Genomic DNA, 14,331 nt, shown 5'->3' with positions numbered 1-14,331 from the left:
CGCCGGAGCCGCTCACCCGTTCGAACTACACTTTTTTCTTCAGGCAGGCACTCATGAATTTGCTGCGGTCATCCCCTTTAAGGGACTGTTCGGTGGCCTTGGCATTACACTCGCGCATCTTTTGCTGCTGAGGCGTGAGGCTTTTTTCAGCTGGCTTCGAGGCGCCGTTTTTGAGGCAGTCGCTCATGTAGGTCTTACGAGCATCGCCCTTCAGACTCTGAGACGTCGCCTGTTGATTACAGGTGGTCATACGCTGCTGCTGCGGCGTTAACGTTTTCTCTTCCGCGTTCGCCGATGCGACCAGGAACAGGCCGGAGAGCAGAGTAACCAGTAATGTTGTTTTCATTGCACCATCCTTTTGTGAACATTCCCTGTAAGTCTGGTTCGTGACAGGAAAAAAACCACCCGGCAGATGTGATTTCCGCCGGGATTTTATTATTTAAGGCCCAGCGCCGCCTTCATGGTGTAGAACAGATCCGTTTGATCGGTCAGGCCTACCACGTTGGCCGCGTGCGGGCCGTAGGCGGCAATACGCAGCTGGGTGCCCGTGTGCTCCATGGACTCTTCTTCAGAGTTGCCGTAGCTCATCACCATGACGGCACCATCTTTGGTGTTTAGCGCCTGCGTCAGGCCAGGGGCTTTGGTATCTGGCGGAACGATCTGGCTGGCGTGCGCATGGTCCGCGGTGACGATCACCAGGGTGTTACCGTCTTTTTTCGCGAACGCGAGCGCTTTCTGCACCGCTTCGTCCAGATCGACGGTTTCGCCAATCTGACCGCACGGATTTGCCGCATGATCCTGCTTATCGATCGACGCGCCTTCTACCTGCAGGAAGAACCCTTTTTCGCTCTTGCTCAGCAGAGAGATCGCTTTATCGGTCATCGCCGCCAGCGTCGGTACGCTGTCCGTACGTTTCGGGTTTGGCGTACAGGTCACCGCAGGCTTATCGATATTGCCGTGATACGAGGCTTTTGGACCTTCCCAGCGCACAGGCATGTTGCCGTCAGAGAACAGCCCCAGCAGCGGTTTATCCTGGTTCGCCTCGCTTATCGCCGCCAGAGCATTTGCGTCACTCACCAGCTGATAGCCGCGAGCCTGCGCCTGCTCGCGCAGCGTTTTGCCCTGCCATTCGCCCGCCGTTGCGGTTTCCGCGAAGGTTTTCGCGCCGCCGCCCAGCGTCACGTCAGGACGCGCGTTCAGCAGCTGTTCCGTAATAGAGCCTTTGCCGCCTTTTTCCAGCGCATTTGTAGGGCATTTTTCGCTGGTCACTGACGGGCCGTAGCACTTACGCGAGGTCACGTGTGCCACCAGCGCCGCAGGCGTCGCATCCTGAAGTTCAGCGGTGGAGACGTTGCCGGTCGCCAGGCCCGCCGCTTTTGCCATCTCCAGAAGGGTTTGATGATCTTTTTCGTGAATATCCACGCCCAGCGCACCATTATAGGTTTTCACGCCGGTGGACCACGCCGTGGCAGAGGCCGCGGAGTCCGTTACGTAATCCGGTTTACCGGTTTTTTTATCCAGCGCGTAGTGGGTATATTGTCCGGTCAACGGTAATGCGTCGATACCTTTAAAAAAGCCGCCCGCACCCTCGGCATAATTTCGCGCCGCCGTGATTTCGGAATCCCCCATTCCATCGCCAATCAGCAGAATAATATTTTTCGCCGGCTTATCATTCAGCGAAGCGCGAATAGCAGCAGTTTGATCTTCTGATAAACGACGCGCGCCGCCAGGCTGGGTGATATCCCCTTTTGCCGCACGATTATCCAGCACGCTGGTTTGCGTCGTATCAGCATAAATGGCAGGGGTAATTAACAGGGGAAGTAATGCGATGAAAAGTGCGCTCTGTTTCAATTTATTTTCTCCATGTACAAATACATAAAAATAAAAACAGAGCGACTATAGGCATCCTGCATGACAATTCTATGACACGTCGTTACGTCCTGTGACGGTTTAGCTGCGCGGATGCCTTAACAGCTTCTTTACGTACTGGTGGAGCATCTCAGCATCCTCAACCGGTACCTGCGATTCAGGCCTGACGCTATCCAGCGCCCCTTCCACGCTCTCAATCAACGCCTGCTGATCGGTTTTCGCCATTTGTCGCAGCAGCGCGGTGACCACAATTTCAAGCGCTTCGACCTGAGCCACCAGCTCTTTTGACTCTTCTTCCTTTTGTGCCAGCTTGACCAGCAATTCAGCAATGAGGTTTTTCATCGTGCCAGTTCCTTTTCAGTTTTGTCTGAAGTTATCACTCTGAATCCCTATTGCAAAGAGAAGAAATTAATTATGGTATGCAAAAGTGATACAGGAACGGAAATAAAGAGGCAGCGCCGTGAGCGAAACGTTTTTCTATAAAAAGTAGCCGCATTTTGTTATATAAAAATGCGGCTACCATAAGAATATATAATACATCAACGAAACGGTTATCTCGATGATTTCGCTTCCGCCATTTGTCTGCGGCGTCGCAGCGCAATAGCCAGCTGGATAATATTGATTAAAACGACAATCGCTGTCGCCGCAAATACCCAACGAAAACCGGCCATCGCAGAAACGGATGCGCCAATAAGCGGGCCGGCAACATTCCCCAGATACATAAACGACTGGTTATATCCAAAAATACGCCCCGTCACCTGGTCGCTGGAATATTTGACCAGCAGGGTCTGTACCGCAGGCAACATGGCGCCATCAGCAAAGCCGAGCAGAAATCGCAATATGCCAAGCTGAAGCGGAGAGGTGACAAACGACATCGCGAAGAAGAGCACCACCGCAAAGATCAGCGTCGCCATCAGGATGCGCGCCGTGCCGATCCTGTCCCCCAGTTTTCCCAGACGCGGCGCGGAAATCAGGGCAGATACGCCCGGCACGGCGGCAATCATGCCGCTAAAAAAAGCGATATTCGTGCTCTCCGGCTCCATCGACTTGATAAACAGCGCCAGAATCGGCCCCACCGAACCATTACAGAGCTGGATCACCATAGTGGTCACAAACAGGCTGATCATTAGTCCCGGATAGGGCAGCGAGGCGAAGACGGCCTTGCCGCTCAGGCGTTCAGATTTACTGATAACCGGGCGGCCCCCCTCTTTGATAAGAAAGAGCGTGACCAGAAAACTGACCACCAGCAGGATCGCGGTGATGATAAATACGGCGCGCAGCCCGACGTGGTCCGCCAGAAAGCCGCCCAGCAGCGGACCGCCGATGACGCCGCTGATCTGTGCCGTGGAGAGCGTACTCAACGCCCAGCCGCTACGCTCGCGCGGCACCTGAGAGGCGACCAGCGCCATGGCGTTTGGAATATACCCGGACGTCAACCCCATCACCGCCCGCAGGAAGAACAACTGCCAGACGTTGGTGGCGAAGGCCTGCAGCAGAATGGCGATCGCCATCCCGAGCGAAGCGCGTAGAAGCATCAGCTTACGGCCTTTCCGATCCGCCAGGCTGCCCCACATCGGTGACACAATGGCGGAAACCAGAAACGTGACGCTGAACGTCAGACCGGACCACATGGAAAGTGCTTCATGCGAGGTCACCCCCAGCTGCGACACGTACAGAGGCAGGAACGGCAAAATCTGGCTGATGGCCAGTCCGGTAAAGAAGCAGCCGAACCAAACCGAGATGAGATTAACTTTCCAGGATTCCATAAAGAAATAGTCTTCATTTTTAGGCGAATTCGCCGACAGATTATCAAGTTACGCGTATTAACGTCGCACCAGAGATGCGGCCCGACTGACTTTGGTGTTTTATCTCCCCAGTCACCATATTTGTGAAATAAGTCACAATTCATCCATTTTCTGGCGGAATATTATGCTTCAACGGCAGAGGCCAAAACCGCGCATTCCCAGATGAAAATGGTTGGCATGCGCCGCGTTATACTCCGGCCCCAGTCCGTTTCCGTAGTAGCCACAGCTCGCCGCCAGCATGGCCTTCAGCCAGGGCTGCGTGGTGGCCGCCTTCCAGCCGTTCAGCACCGTGACGCGTTCACCGTTCGCCAGACGAAAAGCAGCGATATCCAGCGCCTCCGCCGTGGCATGTTCACTGCGGCGCGCGTCAGGGCGATGATAAATATTGCGGCAGGCAAAGCTGCCGAGGTGGTCGATACGCGCCAGGTCACTGCCCGTATAACGTTTTGTCAGCGGCCGGGCCTGCTGGCTGATATAGAGGGCTGAGCTGAGCGCCAGCGGGCAGCTGGCAAGAAAACTGCTGTTCAGCCCGACCGGGCCGAAGTCACTCACGCGCACGACGTTATTAAGCGGACACGCGCCGCCGCTGTCAGCCACCGGCCGGGTGCGGATGAGATCGCGTTGATTAGCCTGTGCGAGCAGGCTCGCGCACGCCTCGGGAGTTAAACGCCGAAGCTTATACTGGGTGATTCGACCCGGCGGGTCGTCAAGCGTCAGCGGCATGAAAGGGTTGTAGTAAGGCGGCAACCAGCGGTAACCCACCGTTGCGATGGTCAAAATGATAAATACGGTCAGCAGCGTTTTTCCTTTCACTCTCCCCCCTCAACATTCCCCAAAACATTATGGCAGAAGGCCGCGAAACCCGCCGGGCATCGTGGTATGTTATTGGCTTTTCGTCATACTGGAAGAGAGTGAGATGGCTAAGCAGCGCGTAGGTATTGTCTTTGGGGGAAAATCAGCGGAACACGAAGTGTCATTGCAATCGGCCAAAAATATCGTTGATGCGATCGATAAAAGCCGTTTCGACGTGGTGCTGCTGGGCATTGATAAACAGGGCCAGTGGCACGTTAACGATGCCAGCCAGTATTTGCTGAATGCCCACGATCCGGCACATATCGCCCTGAATCCTTCAGAAATTAGCGTCGCCACCGTACCCGGCGTCGTAAAAGGGCAGCTCATCGACGCCGGCAACGCGCAGGCTCTCGCCCAGATCGACGTCGTCTTCCCGATTGTTCACGGCACCCTGGGCGAAGATGGTTCCCTGCAGGGAATGCTGCGCATGGCCAACCTGCCGTTCGTCGGCTCGGACGTCCTCGGCTCAGCCGCGTGCATGGACAAAGACGTCACCAAACGCCTGCTGCGCGATGCCGGGCTGAATATTGCGCCGTTCGTGACGCTCACCCGCGCCAACCGCGACAAACACAGCTTCACGCAAATCAGCGCAGAGCTGGGTCTGCCGCTGTTTGTGAAGCCTGCAAACCAGGGCTCCTCCGTGGGCGTCAGCAAAGTGACCAGCGAAGCTGAGTTCACGCAAGCCGTCCGCCTGGCGTTTGAGTTCGACCATAAAGTGGTGGTTGAGCAGGGCATCAAAGGTCGTGAAATTGAGTGCGCCGTGCTGGGCAACGATTTTCCCCAGGCGAGCACCTGCGGTGAAGTGGTCTTAAACAGCGACTTCTACTCGTACGACACCAAATACATTGATGATAAAGGCGCACAGGTTGTCGTGCCTGCGGATCTCGATCCGGCGGTTAACGATAAGATCCGGGCGATCGCCATTCGCGCTTATCAGACGCTCGGCTGCTGCGGCATGGCGCGCGTGGATGTGTTCCTGACGGCGGAAAACGAGGTGGTGATCAATGAAATTAACACGCTGCCGGGGTTCACTAACATCAGCATGTATCCGAAGCTGTGGCAGGCGAGCGGCCTGAGCTACCCGGAATTGATCACCCGCCTGATCGAGCTGGCGCTGGAGCGTCACGCCGCCGACAGCGCGCTTAAAAGTTCCGTAAACGGTTAATCGGCGCGCTTCGCCGACTCAGCCTCATCCGCTGTCGTCTCTTCAGGGCGACGGCGGATAATCAACCCCGCCAGCCAGAAACTAATGACCCAGGTCACCAGCCCTACGGCATACGTTTGCCAGCCTTTTGCTTCAAACCCCAACAGGCCCACAACACCATTAAGAATAAAGATCAGCCCGATAGCGAAGGCGTAGTAGTGCCAGTCACGGCGTAGTTTGGACGTGAGCTTCATAACAACTCCGGCAGGAAAAAAAGACATCCTCTCACAGTTTTACGGCCAGGTCTGTGGCAGATACGGAAATTCTGAAACGCGACGCAATTTCACTTAAGTTAATAAATTGTGACGTGCTGCAGAAATCAACAATCCAGGAGGATTCCGGCGCGTAAATTACCACGATTCTGATATTGACAAATGCGATGACCTGTCAAACTCACCCTGTACGAAGCGTATTAACAGAGCGATTTATCCGGAGGTCATCATGGCTGACTTTACATTGTCGAAACCGATTTTTGGCGGAAAACCAAAAACCTCTACGGCGGGTAATATCGCGTATGCCCTGTTTGTCCTGTTTTGCTTCTGGGCCGGCTCACAGCTGCTCAATATGCTGGTCCATGCGCCTGGCGTTTATGAACACCTGATGCAGGTGCAGGATAACGGACGCCCGCGAGTTGAGATTGGCTTTGGCGTCAGCACCCTGTTCGGGCTGATCCCCTTCCTCGCGGGATGTATGATTCTGGGCGTTGTGGCATTAGTGCTGCGCTTTCGCCGTCGCCGTTAAAGCCCCATACAGCGAGCCCGACGATCGTCCACGCGTTTTGCGAACCACGCGGTGGTCAGGTTACGCGTGATCTTCGGGCTTTCCAGCTGAATGCCCGGCAGGATAGCCCTCGGTAACGTTTTCCCGCTTTTCTGCTCTGCGAGCGCAAACACCTTCTTGTACAGATCCGTTTTCTCAAAGGCCAGACTATCGCCTTTCTCAAGCTGACGGCGAATGTCGCTGTTGCTCAGACCCAGCGTTGTAGAAAGTTTCCGTACGGCAAGCTCAGTGCTCCCTGCTTCGCTGCTGCCGTAAGCGATGAGATCGCCGTCCAGCGCGAGCTTGACGCCGCTTGCGCGGCTGACCGCACTCTGGAATGCCGCATTACGGCTGGCATACCAGCCGGCGTTAAAGTCGGCAAAGCGGTACAGCGGCTCATCGTAGTTCGCCGGATAGTTCAACAGGTGATACGTGCCGAACCACAGTCCGCCGCGCAGAGAGAAGACCTCCTGGCGCACCGTACCGTCGATTTTCCACGGATAGCCGTCGGTGTGTTTCTCCGCGAACGCGATGCTTACCTGCATTGGGCCACCGGTGTGGACCGGGTTCAGTGAACCAAACAGCTTCTGCCCCATTGGGACCATGCTGATGAAATCATCAAAGATGGCGCTAAGCTGTTTTTCGGTTTTCACCGTATCCAGCCGTTCGCTGTAGCTTTTGCCGTTCGGCGAGGTGATTTTAAGCGCGGTATGCACGAGGAACACCGGGATATGCATGGACTCCGCGCGGCGGTCGATCTCTTTCCAGGCGATTTTGTTCAGACCCGGCACAGCCGGATCTGACTGGTACATTGACTCCTGCTGCGCCACCGCCAGCACCGAACAGATGTTCTCCTCGGTCGGGGCGATCTTTTGGCTTTCAAAGGTTTTTGCCAGCGCGTCTGCCCACGCATTGCGATCCTTTACGCTGGCGGGCATTTTCTGCCGCACAACGCTCGCCACATCAACGGGCTTCTCGCCCTTTTTGAGCGGAGCAGCCCCCTTTTCGGCACAGCCTGCCAGTACAAAAGCGGCCAGAATGGTCAACGGTAACGCGCGCGGTACGGCAAAAGACATAGCAACTTCCTGTATTAGCTAAATGTGTTGGTGACTTCCTGCAGGTCACGATCGTCCAGCTCGCGTTCAAAGCTGCGCAGACGTTTGTAGATGGACATCAGTTCTACCAGCGTGGTCCAGGAGCTGATCAGGTACTGGAACGACCCGCGAACCTGACCGAAAACGTTGGTGATCTGCGTCATCAGACCGAGCGTAATCGTACCCGCAACAATGGACGGAAACAGCAGGAACAAACCGAAAACGTTATCCACCTGCAGATACAAAATACGCGCGATGTTGAAATACATATAGTGGAAGTAGAGACGGAAATAGTTGCGACGCACGGCGCCAAACAGCTCGCGGACGGTCGGCGGCGAGGCGCGGTTGGCATCGTCTTCGCCATAAACCAGCTCTTTACGATATGCGGCTTCGACGCGTTGATTTTTAAACTCCAGCCCCGGCAGTTTGATCCCCACCACCGCCAGCAGGCCCGTCCCCATCAGCGACCAGACGATCGCGGCAATCACCAGACCATACGGAATATGGCCGACAATCGGCAAATCCGGTACATGCGCCGAGAGCGTTACCAGCACCGGCAGGAAGGCAATCAGCGTCATAATGGCGTTGATAAAGCTGACGCCCATGTCTTCAAGCGTGGAGGCAAAACGCATGGTGTCTTCCTGCACACGCTGTGCGGCACCTTCGATATGGCGCAGGTGCTGCCAGTGCGCCATATAATGTTCGTTCATCGCGGTACGCCAGCGGAAAACGTAGTGGCTGACGAAGAAATTGTTCATCACGCCGATGATAACCGCAATCAGGGCGATGCCGAGGAAGACGCCAACTTCATGGTAGAACTGATTGATGGTCACCTTATGCGGCGAGCTCAGCGCGGTCTGGATCAGATCGTAGAACGGCGCATACCAGGCGTTAACCGCCACGCCCACTTCCACCAGAAACCAGGTGACGAAGATAATCAGCGATGTGCCGAGGATCGACCAGTACTGCCAGCGGTGCGGAGAATAGACAAACCAAAAAAGGGCAAACAGCCCTACGCACACCGTGTAGTAGGCATAAAACAGCAGGTAGCTGAGCGACCAGAAGCGCGCCGCGCTAATCGGTACCTCGCCTGTCGCTCCCGTGATGCGCGTCAGCCATGCGCCCCCGCCCGCCTGCCAGAAAATGACAGCGATGAGTGCCCAAATAAATGCCGACAGGAAAAAAGGCCCCGGCTTTGGGAAAAAAGACTTAAACATAATGCTTCCTTCTTGTTGTTATGGCTGTTGCTGTGCACAACACGTTACCAAACGAAATACCTGCCCAGGCCAGCCTCCCGGCTCAGGCAAAAAGGTCAGACCCGAGGGTTGATTATTAGTTCGCTTTCCAGTTTTCGAGAATTGTTTCGGTGCGTTTCACTGCGAGAGGGTTCGCTGGCGCAATGAAGTTACGCCAGACGTCGTTGTGATGGTTAATCAGGATCTGTGCTTCAGCAGCCGGGCGGTTGGATGTGGTATGGGCATCTTCCGCAACTGTGATGTGATAACCCCGGCTAACGCCGTTCTTGATCGTCGCATCGACGCAGTAATCGGTGGCGCAGCCGCAGATGACAAACTCTCGAATGCCCTGGTCACGCAGCAGCGTCTCAAGCCCGGTGTTGTAGAAGGCATCACAGGCCGTTTTGGTCACGTAAAGCGCGTCAGCCGGCTGATGGAGTTCAGGCAGTAGCGCAAATCCTTCACTTCCCTCTTCCAGCCCCCCGGCCTCGGTGTGCTGAATAAAAATCACCTTGTCGGCAGCCTGCGTAAGCTGGTTGATCAGAGACACACACTTTTCGCGCTGATGACGAGGGGTTTCAAATACCCCGTTCTGCATATCGACAACCATAACCACACGCTTCTCAGACATACCGTTCTCCGTAAGATTGAGTGACACTGGTGCCTATCATAAGCCCGATGTCACAAAATGGGAGATGGCTCGTAAGTAAATTGTTCATATTTACCCATGGTTACGTTTTTCTCGCTATCGTTATGCAATTCGGGGCATTGCGCGGTACCGTTTAGTAGTATAAATACCCATAACTTTCCTATTTCACTTCATGGATGCTTTTCGTTGAAACGTTGTCTGCTCTCTTTTGCCGCGCTGTGTGCGGTGAGCTTTTCTACCGCCCAGGCAGCCCAACCGCTGACGGCTCCCGTTTTAGCTTCAGATATTGCCGATCGCTACGCGAACCTTATCTATTACGGCAGCGGCGCGACCGGAATGGCGATGGTTGTCATCGACGGAAACCAGCGCGTGTTCCGCAGCTTTGGCGAAACGCGCCCGGGAAATAACATTCATCCGCAGCTGGATTCCGTTATCCGCATCGCGTCCTTAACCAAGCTGATGACCAGCGAAATGCTGGTGAAACTGCTCGACCAGGGCGTGGTGAAGCTCGACGACCCGCTCAGCAAATACGCGCCTCCAGGCGCCCGGGTTCCAACCTATCAGGGTACGCCGATTCGGCTTGTGAACCTTGCCACCCACACCAGCGCCCTGCCGCGTGAGCAGCCGGGCGGGGCGGCGCATCGTGACGTATTTGTCTGGCCAACGCGCGACCAGCGCTGGAGCTATCTGAGTACCGCCACGCTGAAGGCGGCTCCGGGTTCGCAGGCCTCTTATTCAAACCTGGCCTTTGACCTGCTGGCGGACGCTCTTTCAACGGCGGCTGGCAAACCTTATACGCAGCTGTTTGAAGAGCAGATAACCCGTCCGCTGGGCATGAAAGACACCACCTTTACCCCGTCCCCGGATCAGTGCCGTCGCCTGATGGTGGCGGAGAAAGGCGCAAGCCCCTGTAATAACACGCTCGCGGCCGTGGGCAGCGGCGGGGTCTATTCCACGCCTGGCGACATGATGCGCTGGATGCAGCAGTTCCTTTCCTCGGATTTCTACGCTCGCAGCAGCCAGGCCGATCGTATGCAAACCCTGATTTATCAGCGTACCCAGCTGCACCGCGTCATCGGGATGGACGTGCCGGGTAAAGCCGATGCGCTCGGCATGGGCTGGGTCTATATGGCGCCAAAAAATGGCCGTCCGGGTATTATTCAGAAAACCGGTGGCGGTGGCGGGTTCATCACCTATATGGCGATGATCCCCCAGTCAAACGTGGGCGCGTTTGTGGTGGTGACCCGCTCCCCGCATACGCGTTTCGTCAATATGAGTGACGGGATTAATAACCTGGTGGCTGAGCTGAGCGCCAATAAAGCCCAGGTTCTTACCGCGTCCAACTGATATTAATATTCCGTGGGCAAGCGGTTGATGCTGACCAGCTTGCCCCGGCTCATATTGATATAGTTTCCCTGTCGCAGGGCGGCCAGAACCTCGGCAACAACAGAACGTGAAATACGTGTGCTTTGCTGAATATGATTCATCACACCGATTTTTGAACGCAGCGTTTCATCCCACTCTGCCATATTTAACAGCATCGCGCGGATCTGGTGATAGGAGTTATTGCCAACCAGCTGCATATCGCGTTTTTCAAGAATGTAATTTATCCACGATAACCAGCAGAAGGCCTCTTTCCAGAGTGAATTCTGTTGAATGAGTTGACGGGTGGTTTCCGTAGACAAATAAAAACCGGTACAGGCCGTTTTTGCCATCACCCTATATTCCTGAGAGTGATGAATCATCACCGTCGACAGACCGAAAATAAAAGGAGCAGTCGCAATTCCAACCAGCAGCTCATCAGAGGAACGGTAGACCTCAATAACACCGGTTTGTAATACGATCGTACGAGGCTCATTCCATTCATCTGACGTTATTAATTGTTGGGGCGTACATGTAAAAGGAGTACTGGCCGATATTAAACACTGTTCGAGCCGGCGTAATTCAGAAAGCGGTTTCGCATTAACGTTCATGCAGACCTCAAAACATCCGTATTTGTCGGTTCAATATTATTTTTATTGCTTTTGTAAAAAGTGGGGAGGTCATCCCTCCCCCGCTTTTATGCATTACCAGTTATATTTCACGCCAAGGTTTGCGCCCCAGTTCTGGTCAACGTCACCGCCGCCCAGATAAGTGGCATCAGTGTAAGCACTGAAGTTCTTCGTGAAGCTGAACTGGGTGCCCAGCCCAACACGAACAGCTGAACCTTTCACGCCGTTATCAATGCCGTCGCCGTTAATATCGGCATTGTTATCGGCGTCGTCATAGACATAGGCCAGTTTGAAGTAAGGGGTCAGAGCCTGATCGCCGCCGTAGTTGAAGGTGTAACCCGTATCAACACCGAGTTCATAACGCAGGCTGTCGTAAGATTGCCCATCCATGCGCATGTCATTGCTCAGACGATAATCATCACCAGACTGGAACAGGCCAGATACGGCTGCATATGGCGTAACGTAGCCAGAGAGGTTTGGTTTCCAGTCATAGCCCAGCTTCAGCCCAAAACCAACAGCGTCGCTGGTGGTATTACCGTCAACATACTGGCCGTTGCTCATGTTAGCGGAAAGATCGCTGTTGAAGCGGGTGTAGCTCAGGGAGCTGTCAAGGAACAGGTCGTTCATAAACTTCGCTGACGCGTAGATCATCGCCGTCTGGCTGTCCTGATCGGCCTGACCGGTACGATCGCTGATATCACCCTTCGCGAAACCTGCCGCACCACCGACGATCCACTTCGCGTTATTACCGTCAATCTGGGTATCCAGACCCACCATAATACCGCTCACGTCCTGATCGTAGCTGATAACGCCACTGTCACCGTCGAAGTTGCCGCCGAAGTAGCTCACCCACGCTCCGCCGTTATCCGCCAGGCCGTGACGGCTGTTTGTCAGGCGCGAGCCTACGGTATCCTGCTGCAGATTCCAGATATTGGTATTGGCAGAAGGAATGCTCAGCGCCATATTCGCGTAGTCGGTCAGCGCTTTCTGCTGGAGGACAACGGAGTCACCCTGCTGCTGCGCCTGGTAAGTGTAAGCACCTAAATCGGCTCTGTTTGCGGCAGTGAAGCTGGCTGTGGTATCCGCGTTATTGTCATAAACGCGAATAATCTCTTTGTTTTTGTAATCAGCAACGGAACCTGCTCCGGTCGCGCCGTCAATACGGACCTGGTAGTTGCCTGCAACATCACCGTTCACCGCCAGATGGCCGTCAGAGTTAATGGCCACAACGCCGTAGTCATAATCGGCGCTGCGCTTATCGTTGGTGATATAGCGAGCGTTGTTCAGATCGCTGTTCAGCACGTAATCACGGCTGGCAACGTTTAACACACCGCCATCGGTCAGTACCATATTGTGCGTATCAACCTGGCCCAGCCCCAGCGCCAGTTCTGCACCGTTATCCACGGTGATAGTGTTGGCATAAAGATCGGCCGTTTCTTCCGTCAGTGCCGCACGGCTATAGCTGTCCAGATACAAATGGTCGGTGGCTACGTCGCCGCTGTCGCCGATATTCAATGAGGAAGCATTGGTCAGAGTGATGGTATCCGCCAGCAGGCCAGAGCTTTCAACATTGACCTGAGAATGGTTGTTTACCGTCAGCGTGTCGATGTTAGACATCTTACGGGTATCCCACTCGGAGCCGTTATCCAGCGCGATGTTAAACAGACCGCTCTGATACACCGCTTCGCCCGCAACGTGTCCGTTGCTGTCATAGGTGGAATCCGGCCAAATGCTGTCAGGAGACAGAGTGCTCCAGTCTACGTTGCTGTAGCCCTGGCCATACATCTGCGCCGTGCCAATAGCCTCGACGCTGGACTGCGCTGCACCGACCCATTTGCTGCCGTTGGTGAGAGTAACATCCAGCTTATCGGTGCCATCCCAGCCGTTGGTAGTAGGGTTATAGATGCCGTCTGCGGTGGTATCGGTTGCCGGATCGCCGTTCGGGAAGAAGTTGTTGTCGAAGGTGCTGGAGAACAGAATATCGCCAGTAACGGTGGAGTGATCGAACGTGGCGGTGGTCTGCATCGCGTTATCAGACGCGCTGGCGGCCACAATCAGCGCCGCATCATCTGCCGCTGTCGCGTTGGTTTCACCGTAGTCGCTCGGCTTCGCGCTTTGACCGTAGAATCCGCTGGTCCCTAAATCGCTGTATGCACCGGAAGTCAGTACCGAATCTTTCACAACTAGCGTGTCGGTAAAGACTTTGCTGCTGTTGGCTACGCCTTCAACTCCGTCGTATGGGGTATTATCCAGTTCCTGATACCCCTGCGTCAGGGTAATCCCCGCAACGTGGGAGTTATTCTGGATCACAATATCCGATTCAACATCCAGGGTAATCGCGTTACCGAGAGCATAGGTGTCCAGATAATGCGTTTCTGTGCTCTGACCATTTACGACGTCATAAGCGTAATGCTCATAGGTATCGTTGATCGTAGAGTTATCCACGGTCAGGCTAAAACGATCGTACTGAGAATGGGTCGTGCCGTCGGTATCTATACCATCAGCACACGAGGCGGTCATACATTCAGAAGTGATCATGCCATTAATGGTGCTGTTGGAAATGCTCAACGCATTTGCCCGACCATTGATACCATCATCAAGATAATACGTTGAAATAACGCCATTCACGGTGGCTTTATTAATCACAGGATAAATATCACCATCGTGGATGGCATCTGAGTAATCCCAGTCGGCATAACCATAATACCAGGGGTTGGACGCTGTATTATCGTATCCGAAGGTATTATATGTCGTACCAGAAATATCCTTCGCATTGGCCTGAGAAGCGATAGCCAGGGTGCAGGCTAATGCAAGTTGAGATACAACCAGTTTCTTTTTCCATGTTTGCATTGGGTCATCCCTCCTCAGGGACG

Annotated in this window: 14 protein-coding genes; 3 read left to right on the top strand and 11 right to left on the bottom strand. The window is 54.5% G+C overall.

Features of this window, described 5'->3' with window-relative positions; genetic code table 11:
• Window positions 1-25: 25 nt before the first annotated feature.
• The 5 genes from psiF to PUP35_RS04515 form a co-directional block, all read right to left on the bottom strand.
• Window positions 26-346, bottom strand: coding sequence for a phosphate starvation-inducible protein PsiF (gene psiF / locus PUP35_RS04535; RefSeq protein ID WP_008503278.1), 321 nt, complete (start codon window positions 344-346; stop codon window positions 26-28).
• An 89-nt stretch (window positions 347-435) separates the two neighbouring features.
• Window positions 436-1,851 (bottom strand): alkaline phosphatase, encoded by a 1,416-nt coding sequence (gene phoA / locus PUP35_RS04530; RefSeq protein ID WP_274242213.1) that lies wholly within the window; start codon window positions 1,849-1,851, stop codon window positions 436-438.
• Between the two features lie 99 nt (window positions 1,852-1,950).
• A complete protein-coding gene (gene iraP, locus PUP35_RS04525; protein ID WP_024906786.1) occupies window positions 1,951-2,211 on the bottom strand; it encodes an anti-adapter protein IraP in 261 nt (86 codons plus the stop codon).
• Window positions 2,212-2,420: 209 nt separating this feature from the next.
• Window positions 2,421-3,635: a multidrug efflux MFS transporter gene (locus PUP35_RS04520; protein ID WP_274242211.1), complete on the bottom strand. Its 1,215-nt coding sequence runs from the start codon at window positions 3,633-3,635 to the stop codon at window positions 2,421-2,423.
• A gap of 168 nt (window positions 3,636-3,803) precedes the next feature.
• The gene (locus PUP35_RS04515; RefSeq protein ID WP_274242209.1) at window positions 3,804-4,487 is read right to left on the bottom strand and encodes an extensin-like domain-containing protein; all 684 of its coding nucleotides are present in this window, start codon (window positions 4,485-4,487) and stop codon (window positions 3,804-3,806) included.
• Window positions 4,488-4,590: 103 nt separating this feature from the next.
• Between PUP35_RS04515 and ddlA the strand changes: the two genes are divergently transcribed.
• Window positions 4,591-5,691, top strand: coding sequence for a D-alanine--D-alanine ligase (gene ddlA / locus PUP35_RS04510; protein WP_111963444.1), 1,101 nt, complete (start codon window positions 4,591-4,593; stop codon window positions 5,689-5,691).
• Here the strand turns inward: ddlA and PUP35_RS04505 are convergent.
• Complete coding sequence (locus PUP35_RS04505; protein WP_023334666.1) at window positions 5,688-5,924, bottom strand: DUF2754 domain-containing protein; 237 nt, start codon at window positions 5,922-5,924, stop codon at window positions 5,688-5,690. The genes ddlA and PUP35_RS04505 overlap by 4 nt on opposite strands.
• A 247-nt stretch (window positions 5,925-6,171) precedes the next feature.
• Between PUP35_RS04505 and PUP35_RS04500 the strand changes: the two genes are divergently transcribed.
• Window positions 6,172-6,471, top strand: a complete 300-nt coding sequence (locus tag PUP35_RS04500) for a DUF2755 family protein (RefSeq protein ID WP_008503287.1) — start codon at window positions 6,172-6,174, stop codon at window positions 6,469-6,471.
• Here PUP35_RS04500 and PUP35_RS04495 read toward each other — a convergent pair.
• The 3 genes from PUP35_RS04495 to PUP35_RS04485 all read right to left on the bottom strand — a co-directional run bounded on the left by PUP35_RS04495 (window position 6,468) and on the right by PUP35_RS04485 (window position 9,449).
• Window positions 6,468-7,565, bottom strand: a complete 1,098-nt coding sequence (locus PUP35_RS04495; RefSeq protein ID WP_115874322.1) for a DUF1615 domain-containing protein — start codon at window positions 7,563-7,565, stop codon at window positions 6,468-6,470. The two genes, PUP35_RS04500 and PUP35_RS04495, sit on opposite strands and share 4 nt — an antisense overlap.
• Window positions 7,566-7,579: 14 nt before the next feature.
• On the bottom strand, window positions 7,580-8,800 hold the full coding sequence (gene sbmA, locus PUP35_RS04490; RefSeq protein ID WP_104949290.1) for a peptide antibiotic transporter SbmA: 1,221 nt from the start codon (window positions 8,798-8,800) through the stop codon (window positions 7,580-7,582).
• Between the two features lie 115 nt (window positions 8,801-8,915).
• Window positions 8,916-9,449 carry an isochorismatase family protein gene (locus tag PUP35_RS04485; RefSeq protein WP_115874321.1) on the bottom strand — a complete coding sequence of 178 codons (534 nt, stop codon included), beginning with the start codon at window positions 9,447-9,449 and terminating at the stop codon, window positions 8,916-8,918.
• Window positions 9,450-9,653: 204 nt separating this feature from the next.
• Between PUP35_RS04485 and ampH the strand changes: the two genes are divergently transcribed.
• The gene (ampH, locus tag PUP35_RS04480) at window positions 9,654-10,814 is read left to right on the top strand and encodes a D-alanyl-D-alanine-carboxypeptidase/endopeptidase AmpH (RefSeq protein WP_111963450.1); all 1,161 of its coding nucleotides are present in this window, start codon (window positions 9,654-9,656) and stop codon (window positions 10,812-10,814) included.
• Window positions 10,815-10,816: 2 nt separating this feature from the next.
• Here ampH and PUP35_RS04475 read toward each other — a convergent pair whose 3' ends face one another.
• Both PUP35_RS04475 and PUP35_RS04470 read right to left on the bottom strand, forming a co-directional pair.
• Entirely contained in the window at window positions 10,817-11,440 is a 624-nt protein-coding gene (locus PUP35_RS04475) for a helix-turn-helix domain-containing protein (RefSeq protein WP_127729731.1), read from the bottom strand.
• Window positions 11,441-11,533: 93 nt separating this feature from the next.
• Window positions 11,534-14,308, bottom strand: coding sequence for an autotransporter outer membrane beta-barrel domain-containing protein (locus PUP35_RS04470; protein ID WP_274242200.1), 2,775 nt, complete (start codon window positions 14,306-14,308; stop codon window positions 11,534-11,536).
• Between the last annotated feature and the right edge of the window lie 23 nt (window positions 14,309-14,331).

Source organism: Enterobacter sp. S-33 (assembly GCF_028735835.1).
GTDB lineage: Bacteria > Pseudomonadota > Gammaproteobacteria > Enterobacterales > Enterobacteriaceae > Enterobacter > Enterobacter vonholyi.
The sequence above is the reverse complement of the archived record's forward strand: the minus strand, read 5'-3'. Positions and strand labels throughout refer to the sequence as shown.

Coding starts and splice junctions, on each gene's coding strand:
- psiF (WP_008503278.1), bottom strand. CDS start 346: ATGAAAACAACATTACTGGTTACTCTGCTCTCCGGCCTGTTCCTGGTC.
- iraP (WP_024906786.1), bottom strand. CDS start 2,211: ATGAAAAACCTCATTGCTGAATTGCTGGTCAAGCTGGCACAAAAGGAA.
- PUP35_RS04520 (WP_274242211.1), bottom strand. CDS start 3,635: ATGGAATCCTGGAAAGTTAATCTCATCTCGGTTTGGTTCGGCTGCTTC.
- ddlA (WP_111963444.1), top strand. CDS start 4,591: ATGGCTAAGCAGCGCGTAGGTATTGTCTTTGGGGGAAAATCAGCGGAA.
- PUP35_RS04505 (WP_023334666.1), bottom strand. CDS start 5,924: ATGAAGCTCACGTCCAAACTACGCCGTGACTGGCACTACTACGCCTTC.
- PUP35_RS04500 (WP_008503287.1), top strand. CDS start 6,172: ATGGCTGACTTTACATTGTCGAAACCGATTTTTGGCGGAAAACCAAAA.
- PUP35_RS04495 (WP_115874322.1), bottom strand. CDS start 7,565: ATGTCTTTTGCCGTACCGCGCGCGTTACCGTTGACCATTCTGGCCGCT.
- sbmA (WP_104949290.1), bottom strand. CDS start 8,800: ATGTTTAAGTCTTTTTTCCCAAAGCCGGGGCCTTTTTTCCTGTCGGCA.
- PUP35_RS04485 (WP_115874321.1), bottom strand. CDS start 9,449: ATGTCTGAGAAGCGTGTGGTTATGGTTGTCGATATGCAGAACGGGGTA.
- PUP35_RS04475 (WP_127729731.1), bottom strand. CDS start 11,440: ATGAACGTTAATGCGAAACCGCTTTCTGAATTACGCCGGCTCGAACAG.
- PUP35_RS04470 (WP_274242200.1), bottom strand. CDS start 14,308: ATGCAAACATGGAAAAAGAAACTGGTTGTATCTCAACTTGCATTAGCC.